The organism is Polaromonas sp. P3_B1 (genome assembly GCF_056402935.1).
The window spans coordinates 1-17,815 of the sequence record NZ_JBFUGK010000038.1 but is presented as its reverse complement, the minus strand read 5'-3'; the positions used below and the strand labels follow the sequence as shown (position 1 = coordinate 17,815).

At 63.5% G+C, this 17,815-nt stretch carries 16 protein-coding genes and 1 tRNA gene; 11 read left to right on the top strand and 6 right to left on the bottom strand.

Annotated elements, in window-relative coordinates:
- The first annotated feature begins 71 nt into the window (after positions 1-71).
- Positions 72-461, top strand: coding sequence for a hypothetical protein (locus AC1DXS_RS19610; RefSeq protein WP_477739141.1), 390 nt, complete (start codon positions 72-74; stop codon positions 459-461).
- Between the two features lie 74 nt (positions 462-535).
- Here the strand turns inward: AC1DXS_RS19610 and AC1DXS_RS19605 are convergent.
- The 4 genes from AC1DXS_RS19605 to AC1DXS_RS19590 form a co-directional block, all read right to left on the bottom strand.
- Positions 536-625: transfer RNA gene (locus AC1DXS_RS19605), tRNA-Ser, on the bottom strand.
- A 66-nt stretch (positions 626-691) separates the two neighbouring features.
- Positions 692-1,066, bottom strand: a complete 375-nt coding sequence (locus AC1DXS_RS19600) for a DUF2237 family protein (RefSeq protein WP_477739140.1) — start codon at positions 1,064-1,066, stop codon at positions 692-694.
- A 38-nt stretch (positions 1,067-1,104) separates the two neighbouring features.
- A complete protein-coding gene (locus tag AC1DXS_RS19595; protein WP_477739139.1) occupies positions 1,105-2,022 on the bottom strand; it encodes an SPFH domain-containing protein in 918 nt (305 codons plus the stop codon).
- Between the two features lie 10 nt (positions 2,023-2,032).
- A complete protein-coding gene (locus AC1DXS_RS19590) occupies positions 2,033-2,458 on the bottom strand; it encodes an NfeD family protein (RefSeq protein WP_477739138.1) in 426 nt (141 codons plus the stop codon).
- A gap of 200 nt (positions 2,459-2,658) precedes the next feature.
- Between AC1DXS_RS19590 and AC1DXS_RS19585 the strand changes: the two genes are divergently transcribed.
- Complete coding sequence (locus AC1DXS_RS19585; protein WP_477739137.1) at positions 2,659-4,947, top strand: Orn/Lys/Arg family decarboxylase; 2,289 nt, start codon at positions 2,659-2,661, stop codon at positions 4,945-4,947.
- 24 nt (positions 4,948-4,971) lie between these two features.
- On the opposite strand, the gene AC1DXS_RS19580 is transcribed toward AC1DXS_RS19585, so the two are convergent.
- The gene (locus tag AC1DXS_RS19580) at positions 4,972-5,865 is read right to left on the bottom strand and encodes a DNA ligase (RefSeq protein ID WP_477739136.1); all 894 of its coding nucleotides are present in this window, start codon (positions 5,863-5,865) and stop codon (positions 4,972-4,974) included.
- A 189-nt stretch (positions 5,866-6,054) separates the two neighbouring features.
- On the opposite strand from AC1DXS_RS19580, the gene AC1DXS_RS19575 reads away from it, so the two are divergent.
- Both AC1DXS_RS19575 and AC1DXS_RS19570 read left to right on the top strand, forming a co-directional pair.
- Complete coding sequence (locus AC1DXS_RS19575; protein WP_477739135.1) at positions 6,055-6,402, top strand: GFA family protein; 348 nt, start codon at positions 6,055-6,057, stop codon at positions 6,400-6,402.
- Positions 6,399-7,139: a GNAT family N-acetyltransferase gene (locus AC1DXS_RS19570; protein ID WP_477739134.1), complete on the top strand. Its 741-nt coding sequence runs from the start codon at positions 6,399-6,401 to the stop codon at positions 7,137-7,139. Before AC1DXS_RS19575 ends, AC1DXS_RS19570 begins: the two co-directional genes overlap by 4 nt.
- Before the next feature lie 15 nt (positions 7,140-7,154).
- Here AC1DXS_RS19570 and fabI read toward each other — a convergent pair whose 3' ends face one another.
- Positions 7,155-7,964, bottom strand: a complete 810-nt coding sequence (gene fabI / locus AC1DXS_RS19565; protein WP_413330533.1) for an enoyl-ACP reductase FabI — start codon at positions 7,962-7,964, stop codon at positions 7,155-7,157.
- A 94-nt stretch (positions 7,965-8,058) separates the two neighbouring features.
- Between fabI and AC1DXS_RS19560 the strand changes: the two genes are divergently transcribed.
- The 7 genes from AC1DXS_RS19560 to AC1DXS_RS19530 form a co-directional block, all read left to right on the top strand.
- Entirely contained in the window at positions 8,059-9,876 is a 1,818-nt protein-coding gene (locus AC1DXS_RS19560) for an extracellular solute-binding protein (protein ID WP_477739133.1), read from the top strand.
- Positions 9,877-9,880: 4 nt separating this feature from the next.
- Positions 9,881-10,906, top strand: coding sequence for a microcin C ABC transporter permease YejB (locus AC1DXS_RS19555; protein WP_477739132.1), 1,026 nt, complete (start codon positions 9,881-9,883; stop codon positions 10,904-10,906).
- Positions 10,890-11,966 (top strand): ABC transporter permease, encoded by a 1,077-nt coding sequence (locus AC1DXS_RS19550; protein WP_477739131.1) that lies wholly within the window; start codon positions 10,890-10,892, stop codon positions 11,964-11,966. Before AC1DXS_RS19555 ends, AC1DXS_RS19550 begins: the two co-directional genes overlap by 17 nt.
- Positions 11,966-13,606 carry an ABC transporter ATP-binding protein gene (locus AC1DXS_RS19545; protein WP_477739130.1) on the top strand — a complete coding sequence of 547 codons (1,641 nt, stop codon included), beginning with the start codon at positions 11,966-11,968 and terminating at the stop codon, positions 13,604-13,606. The genes AC1DXS_RS19550 and AC1DXS_RS19545 overlap by 1 nt, the downstream gene beginning before the upstream one ends.
- Positions 13,607-13,977: 371 nt before the next feature.
- Positions 13,978-14,565, top strand: coding sequence for a ribosome maturation factor RimP (gene rimP / locus AC1DXS_RS19540; RefSeq protein ID WP_477739129.1), 588 nt, complete (start codon positions 13,978-13,980; stop codon positions 14,563-14,565).
- A gap of 33 nt (positions 14,566-14,598) precedes the next feature.
- Entirely contained in the window at positions 14,599-16,125 is a 1,527-nt protein-coding gene (gene nusA, locus AC1DXS_RS19535) for a transcription termination factor NusA (protein WP_477739128.1), read from the top strand.
- Positions 16,126-16,153: 28 nt separating this feature from the next.
- The coding region (locus AC1DXS_RS19530; protein ID WP_477739127.1) for a translation initiation factor IF-2 N-terminal domain-containing protein at positions 16,154-17,815 on the top strand (1,662 nt) is incomplete at its 3' end.

The window sequence follows — 17,815 nt, the reverse complement described above, 5'->3', positions numbered from 1 at the left end:
CTGAGGTGTCACAGCCCCTTGTTTCAGCCTGATGCGTCTCATGGGATCAACCTCTTCCTGGAGATTTAAAAATGGCGAAGCCGCAAGCAGGTCTGGAAAATCAAGCCGCCCCCCATGTCATGGGCGCCGTGGGCGACGAGGCCGTCGTACTCACCGATATGCTGGGGCGCAAACTGAAAATCAGGCCCATCGACATCCTCTATGAAAGCCAGCTCACCCGGATGTTCGGCACCGAGGCGGCGGCCAATCTTCCCTACATGATGGGTTTTGTGTATCCCGCTGCTTCGGTGTGCRAAATAGACGGGGTGGTTTATCCGCGCCCCACGAGCCAGCAGGAAGTCGATGACGCGATCCAGCGGCTCGGCCGCGAGGGTTTTGCCGCATTCCTGCAGCACATGCAATCGGAGATGGAAAAGCTCAAGCAGGCGGCTGAAGCAGGCGCGGAGCCGAAACGGGAATAGGCTCGGCTGGCGGGTTGGCACTTAGAGAGGCCAAATGAAAAACGGGGCGCAAGGCCCCGTTTTCATTGACTCACTGGCGGAAGAGGCGGGATTCGAACCCGCGGTAGGTTTAACCCTACGCACGCTTTCCAGGCGTGTGACTTAAACCGCTCATCCACCCTTCCGCGAAGCCTTTGATTATAGCAGTGCCCCGGCCTGCCGGGCTGAAAAACACGCCACAAATGCGCGTGCTAGTGCAGGGCGCCCTGGAAACGGTGCTTTTCCAGCTGGGCCATGGTGACAAATTCCAGAGCCCTGCTGTGGGTGGATTCCAGAATGACCGGCGGCGCGAAGCCGGCCTCGAGCGCCTCCCGCCAGCGGTTGGCGCACAGGCACCAGCGGTCGCCCGGCTTGAGCCCGGCAAAACGGTGGCCAGGCTGCGGTGTGCTGAGGTCATTGCCGCGCAAGGCGGAAAATGCCAGGAATTCGGCACTCACCCGCACGCAGATCAGGTGTGAGCCGAGGTCTGAGGCGTCCGTGTTGCAGCAGCCGTCGCGGAAATAGCCGGTCAGCGGGTCGTAGGAGCAGGGCACGAGCTCCGTGCCCAGGACATTCATTGCACTCATGGGTCTTGCCTGTGCGCGATGCGATAAGGGGAACTGCCTCAGGCCTTGTTGGCCTGCACCATTTTCATGGCGGAACTGATCAGGGCGCCAACCTCGGTCATGTTGCTGGGCACGATCAGGGTGGTTTTGGCTTCCTTGGCCACCTTGGAATAAGYGTCCACCGCCTGCTGGGCGACCTTGAGCTGCACGGCCTGCTCGCCGCCGGGCTGGCGGATGGCGGCCGCCACCATCTCGATGGCCTTGGCATTGGCGTCGGCAACGGCCATGATGGCCGCCGCTTCACCCTGGGCGTTGTTGATGGCGGCCAGTTTTTCGCCTTCGGAGCGGGCGATAAAGGCCTCACGCTCGCCGGTGGCGATATTGATCTGTTCCTGGCGGCGGCCTTCCGATGCCGCGATCAGCGCGCGCTTTTCACGCTCAGCGGTGATCTGCGACTGCATGGCATGCAGGATTTCCTTGGGCGGCGTCAAGTCCTTGATTTCATAGCGCAGGACCTTCACGCCCCAGTTCAGCGCCGCTTCGTCAATGGCGGCAACGACCTGCGCGTTGATGATGTCGCGCTCTTCAAAGGTTTTGTCGAGCTCCAGCTTGCCGATGACGGAGCGCAGCGAGGTCTGGGCCAGTTGCGTGACGGCCACGATGTAGTTGGACGAGCCGTAGCTGGCGCGCATCGGGTCGGTCACCTGGAAATACAGGATGCCGTCCACCTGCAGCTGGGTGTTGTCGCGCGTGATGCAGACCTGGCTGGGCACGTCCAGCGGGATTTCCTTGAGGCTGTGCTTGTAGGCGACGCGGTCCACAAAGGGAATCAGCCAGTTCAGGCCGGGAGTCAGGGTTCCCGCATATTTCCCCAGGCGCTCCTTGACCCAGGCATTTTGCTGGGGGACGACCTTGATGGCGCGGATGACAAAGATCATCGCGGCGATGAAAACGATAAGTGCTACATAAGACGACATGGTGATTCCCTCAGATTTTTTCTACGACCAGTTTGCTGCCAATGACTTCCCGGATACGGTGCGGGCCCGCGGAGGGCGTTGCGCCGGCCGCCTGTACAACCGCCCACTGCGCGCCGCGGTAGCGCACCATCGCCGTGCCGTCAGCTTGCCAGTCGTCGACCTGCACGGTTTCGCCGATATCCATGTTGACGTCCGGATTGATCCCGGGCGGCAGGGCTTCGGGGGCCCGGCTCCGGACAAAATGGGCAATGCCGACGGTGGCCGAGCCCACCACGGCCGCGGTGATGAGCTGCACCGAGGTTGAGGCGCCCAGGTGGGCGGCAACGGCCGCGGCCGCCAGCCCTATGGCCACCATCAGCAGGTAAAACGTTCCTGTCGCCAGTTCCACCGCGACCGCCACACCGGCCAGCAGCCACCAGATCGTCGATTCACTCATGCTTCCTCCTTTTGTCGGTCATGCGCTACATTTTGGGGCAATTAGACCCCAAGACAAGCGTAGCGCAACAATATGTCCTTACACTTCGCTGCTTGGAAAAAGCTTCACTCCCGCCGCTCAGGCTCAACCTGTCTATGCCTTTTGAGCGTTCCCCATGCCCTCCGACAGGTTCAGGGCGCCCTTGAACTGCTCTCCCCGCCATGAAATTCCGCTTTCCCATCGTCATCATTGACGAAGATTTCCGTTCTGAAAATACCTCCGGCCTGGGTATTCGCGCGCTGGCGCAAGCCATCGAGAGCGAAGGCTTCGAGGTGCTGGGCGTCACCAGCTACGGCGATCTTTCGCAGTTTGCGCAGCAGCAAAGCCGCGCCAGCGCTTTCATCCTGTCGATCGATGACGAGGAGTTTTCGCCCGGACCCGACCTCGACCCCGCCGTGTTGAACCTGCGCACCTTCATCGAGGAAGTGCGCCGCAAGAACCTGGACGTGCCGATTTACGTCTATGGCGAGACCAAGACCTCGCGCCACATCCCCAACGACATCCTGCGCGAGCTGCACGGCTTCATCCACATGTTCGAGGACACGCCCGAGTTTGTGGCACGCCACATCCTGCGCGAGGCCAAGAGCTACCTGGAAGGCGTGCAGCCGCCGTTCTTCAAGGCCCTGCTGGACTACGCCGAGGACGGCTCCTATTCCTGGCACTGCCCCGGCCATTCGGGCGGCGTGGCTTTTCTCAAGAGCCCGGTCGGGCAGATGTTCCACCAGTTTTTCGGCGAAAACATGCTGCGCGCCGACGTTTGCAATGCGGTGGAGGAATTAGGCCAGCTGCTGGACCACGACGGCGCCATTGGTGCCAGCGAGCGCAACGCCGCCCGCATCTTCAACGCCGACCACTGCTTCTTCGTGACCAACGGCACCTCCACCAGCAACAAGATGGTCTGGCACCACACGGTGGCACCCGGCGACGTGGTGGTGGTCGACCGCAACTGCCACAAGTCCATCCTGCACTCCATCATCATGACCGGGGCGATCCCCGTGTTCCTGAAGCCGACGCGCAACCATTTCGGCATCATCGGCCCGATTCCGCAGAGCGAATTCGAGCCGGACGCCATCCGCGCCAAGATAGACGCCAACCCTTTGCTCAAGGGCGTGGACAGCAGCAAGGTCAAACCGCGCGTGCTGACGCTGACGCAGTCGACCTACGACGGCGTGCTCTACAACACCGAAACCATCAAGGGCATGCTGGACGGCTATATCGACAACCTGCATTTCGACGAAGCCTGGTTGCCGCATGCAGCCTTCCACCCCTTTTATGGCGCCTACCACGCCATGGGCAAGAACCGCGTGCGGCCGAAGAAGGCCGTGGTCTACGCCACCCAATCCATCCACAAGCTGCTGGCCGGCATCAGCCAGGCCAGCCACGTGCTGGTGCAGGACTCGCAGGACGTGAAGCTCGACAGGCACCTCTTTAACGAGGCCTACCTGATGCACACCTCCACCTCGCCGCAGTACAGCATCATCGCCAGCTGCGACGTGGCCGCGGCCATGATGGAGCCGCCTGGCGGCACCGCGCTGGTTGAGGAAAGCATCGCCGAATCACTGGACTTTCGCCGTGCCATGCGCAAGATCGACGAGGAGTACGGTGACGACTGGTGGTTCAAGGTCTGGGGGCCGGACAAGCTGGTCGAAGAGGGGATCGGCGAGGCCCAGGACTGGATCATCAAGGGCGAATCCCGCAGCGCCAAGATGGCGAAAAACGGCGCCAACAACTGGCACGGCTTCGGCCAGATGGCCACCGGCTTCAACATGCTGGACCCGATCAAGTCCACCATCGTCACGCCCGGCCTGGACCTGAACGGCAAATTCGCCAAAACCGGCATCCCGGCCAGCATCGTGACCAAATTCCTGGCCGAGCACGGCGTGATCGTCGAGAAAACCGGCCTCTACAGCTTCTTCATCATGTTCACCATCGGCATCACCAAGGGCCGCTGGAATACGCTGCTGACGGCGCTGCAACAGTTCAAGGACGACTACGACAAGAACCAGCCGATGTGGCGCATCCTGCCCGAGTTCTGCCAGAAGTACCCCAAGTACGAGCGCATGGGCCTGGCCGACCTGTGCCAGCACATCCACACGCTGTACGCAAAATACGACATCGCGCGGCTCACAACTGAGGTCTACCTGAGCGACCTGGCGCCCGCCATGAAGCCCAGCGACGCCTATGCCCACATCGCCCACCGCACGACGGAGCGCGTGGAAATCGATCACCTGGAAGGYCGCATCACCGTGGGCCTGGTGACGCCTTACCCTCCGGGTATCCCGCTGCTGATTCCGGGCGAGGTGTTCAACAAGCGCATCGTGGACTACCTGAAGTTCTCGCGCGAATTCAACGCGCAGTGCCCGGGTTTCGAGACCGACATCCACGGCCTGGTGGAAGAGGTCGATGCCAAGGGCAAGACCCGCTACTACGCGGACTGCGTCAAGAAGTAAACAGGCCCGGCAGCCTCGGCCGCTTTAAACGGCAGCGTCCCGTACCCGCATGAAACTGGCAAAACGCGGGATGCCGCTGTCGTTCAGGCCGCGGAAACGGTAAGTCACGGTGCTGCCTACAGGCGGCGGGTTCTGGCGCAGCTCGTCGCTCAGGCCGCTGCCCAGCTTGAAGCGCCGGCCGGCCTTGCCGTCCGCGGCCGGCATCTCCACCAGCAGCGCGCCCACCATGCCCGCGTATTTGCCCCGGCCGGGAATGTGCGCCACGACGCGGGCTTCATCGTCTTCGTGCGGTTTGGCCTTGAGCAGGTCGTCGCTGCGCTGGCCTTTGTAGAGCGAGGCCCCGCGGTGCAGCATCAGGCCTTCGCCGCCGTGCTTGACGGTGATGGCGAGCAGCGCCTGCAGGGCCGCATGGCTGGCGACCTTGGACTGGGCCACGGCCTGTACCCAGGGCTGGTCGATGCGGCTCACGACGCCATTCAGCGCCGGGATGCGCTCGCTGAAGCGGCCGCCCTGCGCGGGCAAGTCGAACACCATGAAACGCATGCCCCGCCAGGCCGCCGCGTCCGCACTTTGCTGGCGCACCGTTGACATGGCGCGGGCAAACTGCCCGTGGCCTGCCCATAACTCGCCGTCCAGCGGCACCTTGGGCCAGCCTGCCGTGAACCAGCTCGGCGCCGCAATGCGTTCCCCGTTGCGGGTCAGCAGTTTCTCGCCGTCCCAGTAGCCGCGTATGCCGTCGTATTTTTCGCTGACCCAGTAGTCGGCCAGCGGGATGCCCGGGCGGTAGGCTTTGGCCAGCATGAGCTGCGGCGCTTCGGGTGCGGCTGTGGCGGCAAAGGCCGCGCTGGGCAGGGCGGGTGTCAGCAAGCCCGCGACGGCCAGCAGCAGGTGCAGGGCCTTGAGGCGAAAAACCGACATGGAAGCCGAAGCGCGGAAAGAGGGTGTTGGTGCTTGGTACGGTGCCATTTTTTTTTGACTTTTGGCTGTATGAATGTACAGTCTATAGTCCCCTGCCGAGCGCGGCAAGCCTTGCTCCAGGAAACTGTCGAGGGCGCGCCACATGCGCCTGGTTTTCCAACAAATCATTGAGAAAAAAGGATGCAAAACATGAGCCACCAAGGAAGCTGCCACTGCGGAAGGATTGCCTTTGAGGTCGAGGGCGAGCCCACCAGCGCGCTGGCCTGCAACTGCTCCATGTGCTCGCGCAAAGGCTCGCTGCTCTGGTTTGTCCCGCGCGAGCAGTTGCGCCTGCTCACGCCCGACGAGAACGCCAGTACCTATCTGTTCAACAAACACCTTATCCAGCACCGGTTTTGCCCCACCTGCGGCATCCACCCCTATGGCGAGGGCACGGGCCCGGACGGCAAGCGCATGGCCGCCATCAATCTGCGCTGTGTGCAGGACCTGGACCTTGCCGCCATCCCCGTCCAGCATTTCAATGGGCGGGCTGCATGACCTCTAGCGATATCGAATCCATAGAGCGGGCCACCTTGGCCGCGGTGTCTCCCGAAGCCGTCGAGGAATTCCAGGGCTGGCTGCTGCCCTTTGACAGCGGCACGGTCAGCCGGGCCCACAGCGCCGTGCCGCTGCGCCACGTACCGGCGGCCGAGGGCATGGTCGACCAGGTCGAAGCGCGCTACCGGGCGCGCGGCCTGCGCACGGTGTTCCGCCTGGCCAATGAAGCCTGTTTCGACGGCTTGCGGCAGGAGTTGGCGCGGCGCGGTTACCAATCGGGAAAGCCGGTGCTGGTTCAGGTGGCGCCGGTGCCGGCCATGCGCGCTACCAGTACGGCAGTGCCGGCCGAAACCGCCGATATGCCCGATGCGGCCTGGGCTGCGCTGTTCCTGGCCGAAGGTTTTGACCCGGTGGACGGCGCGAGCCGCGTCAAGGCCTTGAGCCGCGCCCGCGGTTCGGTCTATGCCAGCGTGCGCGAGAGCGGCAAAACCGTGGCCGCAGGCGCCGGCGCCTTTAGCCATGGCTGGTCCAGCGTGCACGGCATGCGCACCGACCAGGCCTTCAGGGGCAGGGGACTGGCCGGGCGGGTGCTGGCCGGCATTGCCGCCGTGGCCGAACAGCGCGGCATCGCACGGGCGTTTTTGCAGGTGGAAGACGTCAACACCCCGGCGCTGGCGCTGTACCGGCGCGCGGGGTTTGAGACCGTCTGGAGCTACGACTACTGGCGGCAACCATAGGCGGCTGCCCAGGCTTCAGGCCGCTTCGGCCGGCTCGGCGATGCCGCCCACGACGTGGCTGAAGCCGCCGTCGACATAGGTGATCTCGGCGCTCACCCCGCCGGCCAGGTCGCTCAGCAGGAAGGCCGCGACGTTACCCACGTCCTCAATCGTCACGTTGCGGCGAATCGGCGAGGCCTCGGCGACCACGCTCAGAATCTTGCCGAAGCCCTTGATGCCGCTGGCGGCCAGGGTCTTGATGGGGCCGGCGCTGATGCCGTTGACGCGCATGCCCTTGGGGCCCAGCGATTCGGCCAGGTAGCGCACCGAGGCTTCCAGGCTGGCCTTGGCCAGGCCCATGGTGTTGTAGTTGGGCACGGTGCGCACGGCGCCCAGGTAAGTCAGCGTGAGCAGCGCCGATTTCGGGTTGAGGTAGGGCAGGGCAGCCTTGGCCATGGCCGGGAAGCTGTAGGCACTGATGTCATGGGCGATCTTGAAGCCCTCGCGCGACAGGCCGTCGAGGAAGTCGCCGGCAATGGCTTCGCGCGGCGCATAGCCGATGCTGTGCACAAAGCCGTCAAACGTCGGCCAGGTCTGCGACAGGTCGGCGAACAGCTTGGCGATCTGCGCATCGTCGCCCACATCGCAGTCAAAAATCAGCTTTGAATCGAAATCGGCGGCGAATTCCGTGATGCGGTCCTTGAAGCGCTCTCCGACGTAGCTGAAAGCCAGTTCGGCGCCCTGTGCGTGGCAGGCCTTGGCGATGCCGTAGGCGATGGATCGGTTGGACAGCACGCCCGTGATCAACAGTTTTTTGCCAGTGAGGAATCCGGTGTGTGTCGCCATGCAGGTGCTCCAGTAAATGTGCGGAAGGTGGCCGGCAGGGGCGCGAGATTCGCGCGCCGGAAATTTGCCGACCTAACTAGGGCAGAATTGTCGCATGCGAAGTTTGCTGGTTTGGGTCCTGCTGGGAGTTTCAGCGCCGTCATGGGCCGCACATGGCTATGCTCTCTGGGGCGATCTCAAATATCCCGCGGGTTTTGCCCACTTCGACTACGTCAATCCGGCGGCGCCCAAAGGCGGCGACCTGCGCCTGGTCAGCAACCTGCGCTATTCAACCTTCGACAAATACAACCCCTTCACGATCAAAGGCTCGGCCCCGGCCTACCTGTCGGTGCTGATGTTCGATTCATTGCTGGCCGGCTCCATGGACGAAACCGCCGCGGGCTACGGCCTGCTGGCCGAGGACGTGCAGGTCGCGTCCGACCGACTGAGCGTGGTGTTCCGCCTGCGGCCGCAGGCGAAGTTCCACAACGGGATGCCGGTGGAGGCTGCGGACGTCAAGCATAGCTACGACACGCTGATGGGGCCTTACACCTCGCCCGCTTACAAGACCGCGCTGGAGGATGTGGCGGGCTGCGACGTGATCGACGCGCGAACCGTGCGCTTCCGGTTCAAGAAACCCAACCGCGAACTGCCGCTGACCGTGGGCGGCCTGCCGGTGTTCAGCCGCGCTTGGGGCGTGGTGGACGGCAAGCCCAAACGCTTCGACGAAGTTGTGATGGACACACCTATAGGCAGCGGGCCCTACAAGATCGGCCCGGTGCGTTTTGGCAAGGACATCACCTATGCGCGCGATCCCGGCTATTGGGCCCGCGACTTGAACGTGCGGCGCGGCGGCTACAACTTCGACCGCATCACCGTGAAGATCTACAAGGACAACACGGCGCGCCTGGAGGCCCTGAAGGCGGCCGAGTTCGACTTGATGAGCTTCTACTCGGCCGGCGACTGGGCGCGCCGCGTGACGGGCAAGCGTTTCGATTCGGGCGAACTGGTCAAACAGGATTTCCCGCACCGCCAGCCGGCCGGTTTCCAGAGCTATGTGCTCAACAGCCGCAAGCCCATGCTGTCCGACCCGCGTGTGCGCGAGGCCCTCGATCTGGCGCTGGACTATGAGTGGATGAACCGGCAGATGTTTTACAACGGCTACCCGCGCGTGCAGGACCTGTTCGGCAACACCGACTGCGCCGCCACGGGCCTGCCGTCGCCGCAGGAACTGGCCCTGCTGGAGCCCTTGCGCGCCAAGGTGCCGGCCGCCGTCTTCGGGCCCATGTACCAGCCGCCCAGGACGACCGGTGAAGGCCAGTCGCTGCGCAACAACCTGCGCAAGGCGCAGGCCCTGCTCAAGGACGCCGGCTGGACCTACCGCGACGGCGCGCTGCGCAACGCCAAGGGCGACGCCATGGTGCTCGACTACCTGGACAGCCGCGACACGGGTGTGCGCACGGTCGCGCCCTGGATGCGCAACCTGGAAAAGCTGGGCATCACGCTGCGCTTTTCGCCGGTGGACTTCGCGCTCTACCAGCAGCGGCTGGACAAATTCGAGTTCGACATTACGACCATCAACTTCCCGGGCACGCACGACCCGGGCCAGCAGCTGAGCGACATCTTCGGCAGCAAGGCGGCCGACACCGAAAGCTCGGGCAATTACTTTGGCGTCAAGAGCCCGGCCGTGGACGCACTGGTTACCGCGGTGGTCGGCGCCAGGACCAAGGCCGAATTGATCCCGGCCTGCCGGGCGCTGGACCGCGTGATCATGCACAGCCACTACCTGATTCCCCAGTGGACGCTGACCTCGCACCGCCTCGCCTACAACGCCTGGCGGCTGGGCTTCAAACCGCCCATGCCGCCTTATGCCGGGGCGGAAGACTGGGTGATGATGGCCTGGTGGGCCAAACCCGTGCCCCAAGGAAAGTAGCCAGATGTTCGCCTACGCCCTCAAACGCCTGCTGCTGATGATCCCCACTTTGCTGGGCGTGCTGCTGATCACCTTTGCCGTGATCCAGTTCGTGCCCGGCGGGCCGGTGGAGCAGTACCTGTCGGACGCCAAGGGCGGCTTCGGCGGCGTGGAATCGGGCGGCTCCAGCTACCGTGGCAACCAGGGCGTGGACCCCAAGCGCCTGGAGGCGATCAAGGCCTTGTACGGTTTCGACAAGCCGGCCCATGAGCGGCTGGTGCAGATGCTGGGCCAGTTCGCCCGCTTCGACCTGGGCAAGAGCTTTTTCCAGAACAAGGATGTGTGGACGCTGATCCTGGAGAAGCTGCCGGTGTCCATCAGTCTGGGACTGTGGACTTTTTTCATCAGCTACGGCGTGGCCGTGCCCCTGGGCGTGGCCAAGGCGGTGAGGGCCGGGAGCAAGTTCGATCTGATCACCACCTTGCTGATACTGGTGGGCTATGCCATTCCGGGTTTTGTGCTGGGCGTTGTGTTGCTGGTGATCTTTGGCGGGCAGCTGCAGTGGTTTCCCTTGCGCGGGCTGACCTCACCGAATTGGGATGAATTGAGCGTGGGTGCGAAGATCGTGGACTACCTCTGGCACATCACGTTGCCGGTAACCGCCATGGTGTTCGGCAGTTTCGCGGTGACGGCCATGCTGACCAAGAACTCGTTCCTGGAGGAGATTCGCAAGCAATATGTGCTGACGGCGCGCGCCAAGGGCCTGGCCGAAAACCGCGTACTCTGGAAACACGTGTTCCGCAATGCGCTGATTCCCATCATTACCGGCTTTCCGGGCGCGTTCATCGGGGCGTTCTTCACGGGGGCGCTGCTGATCGAGACGCTGTTTTCCCTGGACGGCATGGGCTTGCTCAGCTACGAGAGCGTGATCCGGCGCGACTATCCCGTGGTGCTTGGAACGCTTTATCTGTTCACATTGATTGGGCTTTTTACCAAGCTGATCAGCGACCTCTCTTACGTACTGGTGGATCCTCGTGTCAAATTCGACTAGCAACGGCACCCCCGCGCCTGTGGCTGACGTCGCAGCGCTCCACGTCAGCCCGGCCCGACGCGCCTGGCGGCGTTACCGCCGCAACCCGCTGGGTTTCTGGAGTCTGGTGCTTTTCTGTGCAATGGTGGTGCTCAGCCTGTTCGCCGAAGTTATCTCCAACGACCGGCCGCTGGTCGTGCGCTACGAGGGCACCCTTTATTTCCCCATCGTCAAGGATTACTCGGAGCAGACCTTCGGCGGTGACTTTCCCACGCCCGCGGACTACCTGGACCCATTCATCCGCGACCGCATCACCGCCGGCGCCAACTGGGCGATCTATACACCCAACCCTTACGGCCCCAAGACCCTGAACTACTTCGCCAAGTCCCCCAGCCCGGCCGCGCCCACGCGCGACAACTGGTTCGGCACCGACGACCGGGGGCGCGACCTGCTGGCGCAATTGATCTACGGATTTCGCGTCAGCGTCCTCTTCGGCTTGGCGCTGACCGTGACCGGTACGGCGCTGGGCATCCTGGCGGGGGCGGTGCAGGGGTATTTCGCGGGCAAGACCGACCTGCTGATGCAGCGCCTGATCGAGATCTGGAGCGCGATGCCCGCACTCTATTTGCTCATCATCTTCAGTGCCATCTTCGCGCCCAGCATCGCGCTGCTGCTGATCCTGTTGTCGGTGTTCGGCTGGATGGACCTGGCCGACTACGTGCGCGCGGAGTTCCTGCGCAACCGCCAGATGGACTATGTGCGGGCGGCCAGGGCCCTGGGCGTCAGCAATTTGCAGATTATGTGGCGGCACATCCTGCCCAACAGCATGACGCCGGTCGTGACCTTTCTGCCGTTTCGCATGAGCGGCGCCATCCTGGCGCTGACCTCGCTGGATTTCCTGGGCCTGGGTGTGCCGCCCGGCACGCCTTCGCTCGGCGAACTGCTGTCGCAGGGCAAGAACAACATCGACGCCTGGTGGATTTCGCTGTCCACCTTTCTGGTGCTGGTCATGACATTGCTGTTGCTGACTTTCATGGGCGACGCCTTGCGTGACGCCATGGACCCCAGGAAGGCCGACTGATGGCCGCGCCGCTGCTTGACGTTCAGAACCTGCGGATTTCGTTCGCGGGCAAATCCGTGGTCCACGGCATTGATTTTTCCATCGCTCCCGGCGAAAAGCTGGCGCTGGTGGGCGAGTCCGGCTCGGGCAAGACCGTGACCGCACTCAGCCTGCTGCGGCTGGCGCAGAACGCCGCGGTGAACGGGAAGGCTGTTTTTGCCGGTGTCGATGCGGCCGAACGCGCGGCCAGCGGGGCTCCGCCCAAGGCGCCGGTGGACTTGCTGTCCCTCAGCGAGCAATCCCTGCGCGGGATTCGCGGCCGCGACATCGCGATGATCTTCCAGGAGCCCATGACGGCGCTCAATCCTCTCTACAGCGTCGGCGACCAGATTGCCGAGGTGCTGGAACTCCACAAAAGCCTGACCCGAACCGAAGCGATGCAGGGTGCCATCCAACTGCTGGCCGACACCGGCATTCCCGAGCCCGAGCGCCGTGCCAGGGCTTTTCCGCACCAGCTCTCGGGCGGGCAGCGGCAGCGGGCGATGATCGCCATGGCGCTGGCCTGCCAGCCTGGGCTGCTGCTGGCCGACGAGCCCACCACGGCGCTGGACGTCACCCTGCGCGGCCAGATCCTCGACCTGCTGGGCGCGCTGCAGCAGCGCAACGGCATGGCCGTGCTGCTGATCACCCACGACCTCAACCTGGTGCGCAAGTTCGCCGACCGGGTCGCGGTGATGGAAAACGGCCGCATCGTGGAGCAGGGCGCCGTGGCCGAGGTGTTTGCGCGGCCCCAGCACCCCTATACCCGCAAGCTGATCGACAGCAAGCCGCGGCGCGACGGGCTGGCGACGGCCGGTGCCTCGGCGGATGCCGCGATCACGATGAAAGCCGAGCGGCTGCGCGTGAGCTATCCAGTGCCGGTTCCTGGCATACGCGGGTGGTTCAAGCGCGGTGAATTTGTGGCGGTGAAAGAAGCCAGCTTCCAGATTCCGGCCGGCAGGACCCTGGGGGTGATTGGCGAATCGGGCTCCGGCAAGTCCACGCTGGCGCTGGCCAGCCTGGGATTGCTGCCTTTTTCAGGGCAGTTGCAGGCGGCCGGCCAGGCCTGGGGCCGCGAGGCCGCGCGTGACAAAGCCATGCGCCGGGCGGTCCAGGTGGTGTTCCAGGACCCATTTTCCTCACTCTCGCCGCGCATGAGTGTCGAAGCCATCGTGGAGGAGGGCTTGCGCGTGCACGAGCCCGGCCTGGCCCCCGCAGCCCGGCGCGAGCGGGCCGTGCAGGCGCTGGCCGATGTCGGTATGACCGAGGCCCAGTTTCCGGGCTTGCTGCAGCGCTACCCGCACGAATTTTCGGGCGGGCAGCGCCAGCGCCTGGCGATTGCCCGGGCGCTCATCATCAATCCCAGCCTGCTGGTGCTGGACGAACCGACCAGCGCCCTGGACGTGACCATCCAGAAGCAGGTGCTGGGGCTGCTGCAAAAACTCCAGCGCGAGCGCGGCCTCAGCTATTTGCTGATCACGCACGACGTGGACGTCATACGCGCCATGGCGCATGAAGTCATGGTGATGAAGGACGGCGATGTGCTGGAATCCGGCTCGCTCAGCGAGGTGCTGGATTCGCCGCGCCATCCTTATACGCGTGTGCTTGTGACGGCGGTATAGGTCCGTAGTTTTGAAAATTTACTTTAAATAATCAAAAAATCCCCATGATTTCATTGAGAATTTTGATGTTTACCCGTGGGCATCGTTGAAAGTCAGTGCACGGTGCCCATCTTTGTTTCTACCTGTCCCGCCACAAGCTGGCAATCAGTGAGTGACGGTGTGATGGCTTAACAAAAAGGGTGAAGGCGGGCGGCGCTCGCCGGAGTTTTGAGCGGCGGCTCTCGTGTCAGGCACGGAAATTGTTTGCATCGAGGGGCGCAGCACGTTACAATAAGAGCTTCACGACCAAATGGGCGGGTTTTCACCGCCCATTTTTTTTGGGCGTTTGTTTTTGAACTATTGAACTAATAGAGCGGGTTTTAAAAGACTGAATGGCATTGCAAGAGACGATTGAGCAAACTGTGACGGGACTGGGCTACGAGCTGGTCGAGATCGAGCGCACCGGCGGCGGTTTGCTGCGTGTCACGATCGACATGCCTTACGTCCAGGGTGCCGAGCAGTTCATCAATGCCGAAGACTGCGAAAAAGTCACCCGCCAGCTGCAGTTTGTTCTGGAAGTCGAAGGCGTCGAATACGCCCGCCTGGAGGTCAGTTCCCCAGGTATCGACAGGCTGCTGCGCGGTGAAAAGGATTTTGAGCGTTTTGCCGGCGAACTGGTCGACATCACGCTGAAGGCGCCGATCGGCGTGGCGGCCAGCGCCGGCTCGACGGTGACGGCCAGCCGCAAGAAATTCCGCGGCACGCTGGAGCGAGCCGAGGCCGGCTGGCAAATCGTCTGGAGTGACGAGCCCCCGGCCAAACCCGGCCAGAAGATTAGCAAGAAAAGGATTCCCGCACCGTTGCAGGCGCTGGGTTTCACGCTCGACGAACTTCACCAGGCGCGACTCGCGCCGGTGGTGGACTTCAAGGGCCGGAAACCCAAGTCGCTCCCCGGCGCCGGTTCCTCCACACCGAATTAAATTTCAAGAAATGAAGAAAGGCAGGCTTGTGAAATGAATCGCGAACTGTTGATGTTGGTTGATGCCATCTCGCGCGAAAAAAACGTGGAACGCGACGTCGTGTTCGGCGCGGTCGAGCTTGCGCTCGCCTCGGCCACCAAAAAGGTGTACGAAGGCGAAGTGGACATTCGTGTGGTGATCGACCGTGACAGCGGTAATTACGAGACCTTCCGCCGCTGGCTCGTGGTGCCGGACGAAGCCGGCCTGCAGAACCCCGAAGCCGAAGAGCTCGTGAGCGACGCGCGCGACGAGATCGCCGACATCGAAGAGGGCGACTACATCGAAAAGCCGGTTGAAAGCCTGCCTATCGGCCGTATCGGCGCGCAAGCGGCCAAGCAGGTCATCCTGCAGAAAATCCGCGACGCCGAGCGCGAAATGCTGCTCAACGACTTCATGTCACGCGGCGACAAGATCTTTGTCGGTACCGTCAAGCGCATGGACAAAGGCGACATCATTGTCGAGTCCGGGCGCGTCGAGGGCCGCCTGCGCCGCGGCGACATGATCCCCAAGGAAAACCTGCGCTCCGGCGACCGCGTCCGCGCCATGATCATGGAAGTCGACACCACCCTGCGCGGCGCGCCCATCATCCTCTCGCGCACCGCGCCCGAGTACATGATCGAGTTGTTCCGCCAGGAAGTGCCCGAAATCGAGCAAGGCCTGCTGGAAATCAAATCCTGCGCCCGCGACCCCGGTTCGCGCGCCAAGATCGCCGTGCTGTCGCACGACAAGCGTGTCGACCCCATCGGCACCTGTGTCGGCGTGCGCGGCACCCGCGTCAATGGTGTGACCAACGAGCTTGCCGGCGAACGCGTCGACATCGTGCTCTGGAGCGAAGACCCGGCCCAATTCGTCATCGGCGCGCTGGCCCCGGCCAATGTGTCCTCCATCGTGGTCGACGAAGAGCGCCATGCCATGGACGTGGTCGTCGATGAAGAAAACCTGGCCATCTCCATCGGCCGCGGCGGTCAGAACGTGCGCCTCGCCGCCGAGCTGACCGGTTGGAAGATCAACATCATGACGGCCGACGAGTCTGCCCAGAAGCAGGCCAGCGAAACCGACACCAGCCGCAAGCTCTTCATGGAAAAGCTCGATGTGGACGAGGAAATCGCCGACATCCTGATCTCCGAGGGCTTCACCAGCCTCGAAGAAGTGGCCTATGTGCCGCTGCAGGAGATGCTCGAGATCGAGTCCTTCGACGAAGACACCGTCAATGAGCTGCGCACGCGCGCCAAAGACGCGCTGCTGACGATGGAAATCGCCAAAGAAGAAAATGCCGAAGGCGTTTCGCAGAACCTGCGCGACGTCGAAGGCCTCACGCCAGAGCTGATCGCCAAATTGACCGAAGCGGGCGTTACCACCCGCGACGACCTGGCCGACCTGGCTGTGGACGAACTTACAGATATCACCGGCCAGTCTGCGGACGAAGCCAAAGCCCTGATCATGACCGCTCGCGCGCATTGGTTTACCGATGAGCCCGCTGCCGCTGACACCCCTGCGCCCGCAGCGGCCCAAGAGCAGTGATCATGAAAGGCCTGCAGGAAAAAAACATATGTCCAGTACCACTACCGTCGCTGAATTCGCAGCTGAACTCAATAAATCCACCGCCACGCTGATCGAGCAATTGACCAGCGCGGGCGTCGCCAAGGCACAACCCGGCGACCCCCTGTCCGAGGCGGACAAGCAAAAGCTCCTGGGCTATTTGCAGGCCAGCCATGGCACTGTCACGGCCGAGCGCAAAAAAATCACGCTGGTGAAGAAGTCCACCAGTGAAATCAAGCAGGCCGACGCCACCGGCAAGGCGCGCACCATCCAGGTGGAGGTCCGCAAAAAGCGCACCTTCATCAAACGCGACGAAGGCTCGGACCAGCCCGCTGAAGAAGTGCAGCCCGAAGTGGCAGCACCGCCGCCGGCACCCGTCGTCGATGACGCCGAGCTGATTCGCCGCGAGGAGGAAGCCCGCCGCCACGCTGAACTGCTGCGCCGCCAGGAGCAGGAGCTCGCCGAAAAACGCCGCCTGCGCGAAGAGCAGGATGCGAAGGACGCCGCGCGCGAGCAGGAGCGCCTGGCCGCCGAGCAGACCGCCCAGGCTGCCGCTGCCGCCGCCGATGCGGCAAAGAAGGCCAAGCCCGCAGTCGGCAAGGCCAAGGAAGCCGCCGCGCCGACGGCCGCCGCCTCCAAGGCCGCCGAAACCGCCGCCGCCGAGCAAGCCACCAAATCCGCTGACGCCGCTGCCGCGGCTGCGGCCGCCAAGGCCAAGGCCACCGCTGAATTCCAGGCCGACGCCGCCAAGGCGCAGGAACTGCAGGAACGCCGCCGCAAGGCCGAGGCCGAAGCCGCAGGCATTCGCGCCATGATGTCCGCGCCCAAGCGCGTGCTGGTGCCGCACGTCGATCCCAAAGCCGCCATCAAAGGCACGCTGCACAAGCCGGCAGGTGCGCCGGGCGCGGCTGCCAAGCCGGGTGCTCCCGCAGCTGCTGGCGCTCCAGGCGCCGCCGGCAAAAAGGAAGTCAAGTCGGAGAACCTGTCTTCCACCTGGAAGGACGACGCCGCCAAGAAGAAGGGTATTCCGAGCCGTGGCGCGCCTGTCGTGCCCGGACGCGGCAATTTCCGCAGCGGCCCGCGCGGCCGCCGCGGCAACGACCGCGAGGCACGCCCCGAGTCCACTTTTGTGGCGCCGACCGAGTTCAAGGTCATCGAAGTGCATGTGCCTGAAACCATCACCGTGGCGGAACTGGCGCACAAGATGAGCGTCAAGTCCTCCGAGGTGATCAAGCACCTGATGAAGCTCGGCCAGATGGTCACCATCAACCAGCCGCTGGACCAGGACACCGCCATGATCGTGGTGGAAGAAATGGGCCACAAGGCGGTTACCGCCGCGCTGGATGATCCGGAAGCCTTTACCGACGACGACGTTCAAGGCCAGCAGGCTGAACTGCTGCCGCGTGCTCCTGTGGTTACCGTCATGGGCCACGTCGACCACGGCAAGACCTCACTGCTTGACTACATTCGCCGCGCCAAAGTGGCGGCGGGTGAAGCCGGCGGCATTACGCAGCACATCGGCGCCTACCACGTGGAAACCCCGCGCGGCATGGTGTCCTTCCTGGACACCCCGGGTCACGAGGCCTTCACCGCCATGCGTGCCCGCGGCGCACAGGCCACTGATATCGTGATTCTGGTGGTCGCGGCCGACGACGGCGTGATGCCGCAAACG

Coding starts and splice junctions, on each gene's coding strand:
- rimP (WP_477739129.1), top strand. CDS start 13,978: ATGGCATTGCAAGAGACGATTGAGCAAACTGTGACGGGACTGGGCTAC.
- nusA (WP_477739128.1), top strand. CDS start 14,599: ATGAATCGCGAACTGTTGATGTTGGTTGATGCCATCTCGCGCGAAAAA.
- fabI (WP_413330533.1), bottom strand. CDS start 7,964: ATGGCGACACACACCGGATTCCTCACTGGCAAAAAACTGTTGATCACG.
- AC1DXS_RS19555 (WP_477739132.1), top strand. CDS start 9,881: ATGTTCGCCTACGCCCTCAAACGCCTGCTGCTGATGATCCCCACTTTG.
- AC1DXS_RS19570 (WP_477739134.1), top strand. CDS start 6,399: ATGACCTCTAGCGATATCGAATCCATAGAGCGGGCCACCTTGGCCGCG.
- AC1DXS_RS19580 (WP_477739136.1), bottom strand. CDS start 5,865: ATGTCGGTTTTTCGCCTCAAGGCCCTGCACCTGCTGCTGGCCGTCGCG.
- AC1DXS_RS19590 (WP_477739138.1), bottom strand. CDS start 2,458: ATGAGTGAATCGACGATCTGGTGGCTGCTGGCCGGTGTGGCGGTCGCG.
- AC1DXS_RS19560 (WP_477739133.1), top strand. CDS start 8,059: ATGCGAAGTTTGCTGGTTTGGGTCCTGCTGGGAGTTTCAGCGCCGTCA.
- AC1DXS_RS19600 (WP_477739140.1), bottom strand. CDS start 1,066: ATGAGTGCAATGAATGTCCTGGGCACGGAGCTCGTGCCCTGCTCCTAC.
- AC1DXS_RS19575 (WP_477739135.1), top strand. CDS start 6,055: ATGAGCCACCAAGGAAGCTGCCACTGCGGAAGGATTGCCTTTGAGGTC.
- AC1DXS_RS19545 (WP_477739130.1), top strand. CDS start 11,966: ATGGCCGCGCCGCTGCTTGACGTTCAGAACCTGCGGATTTCGTTCGCG.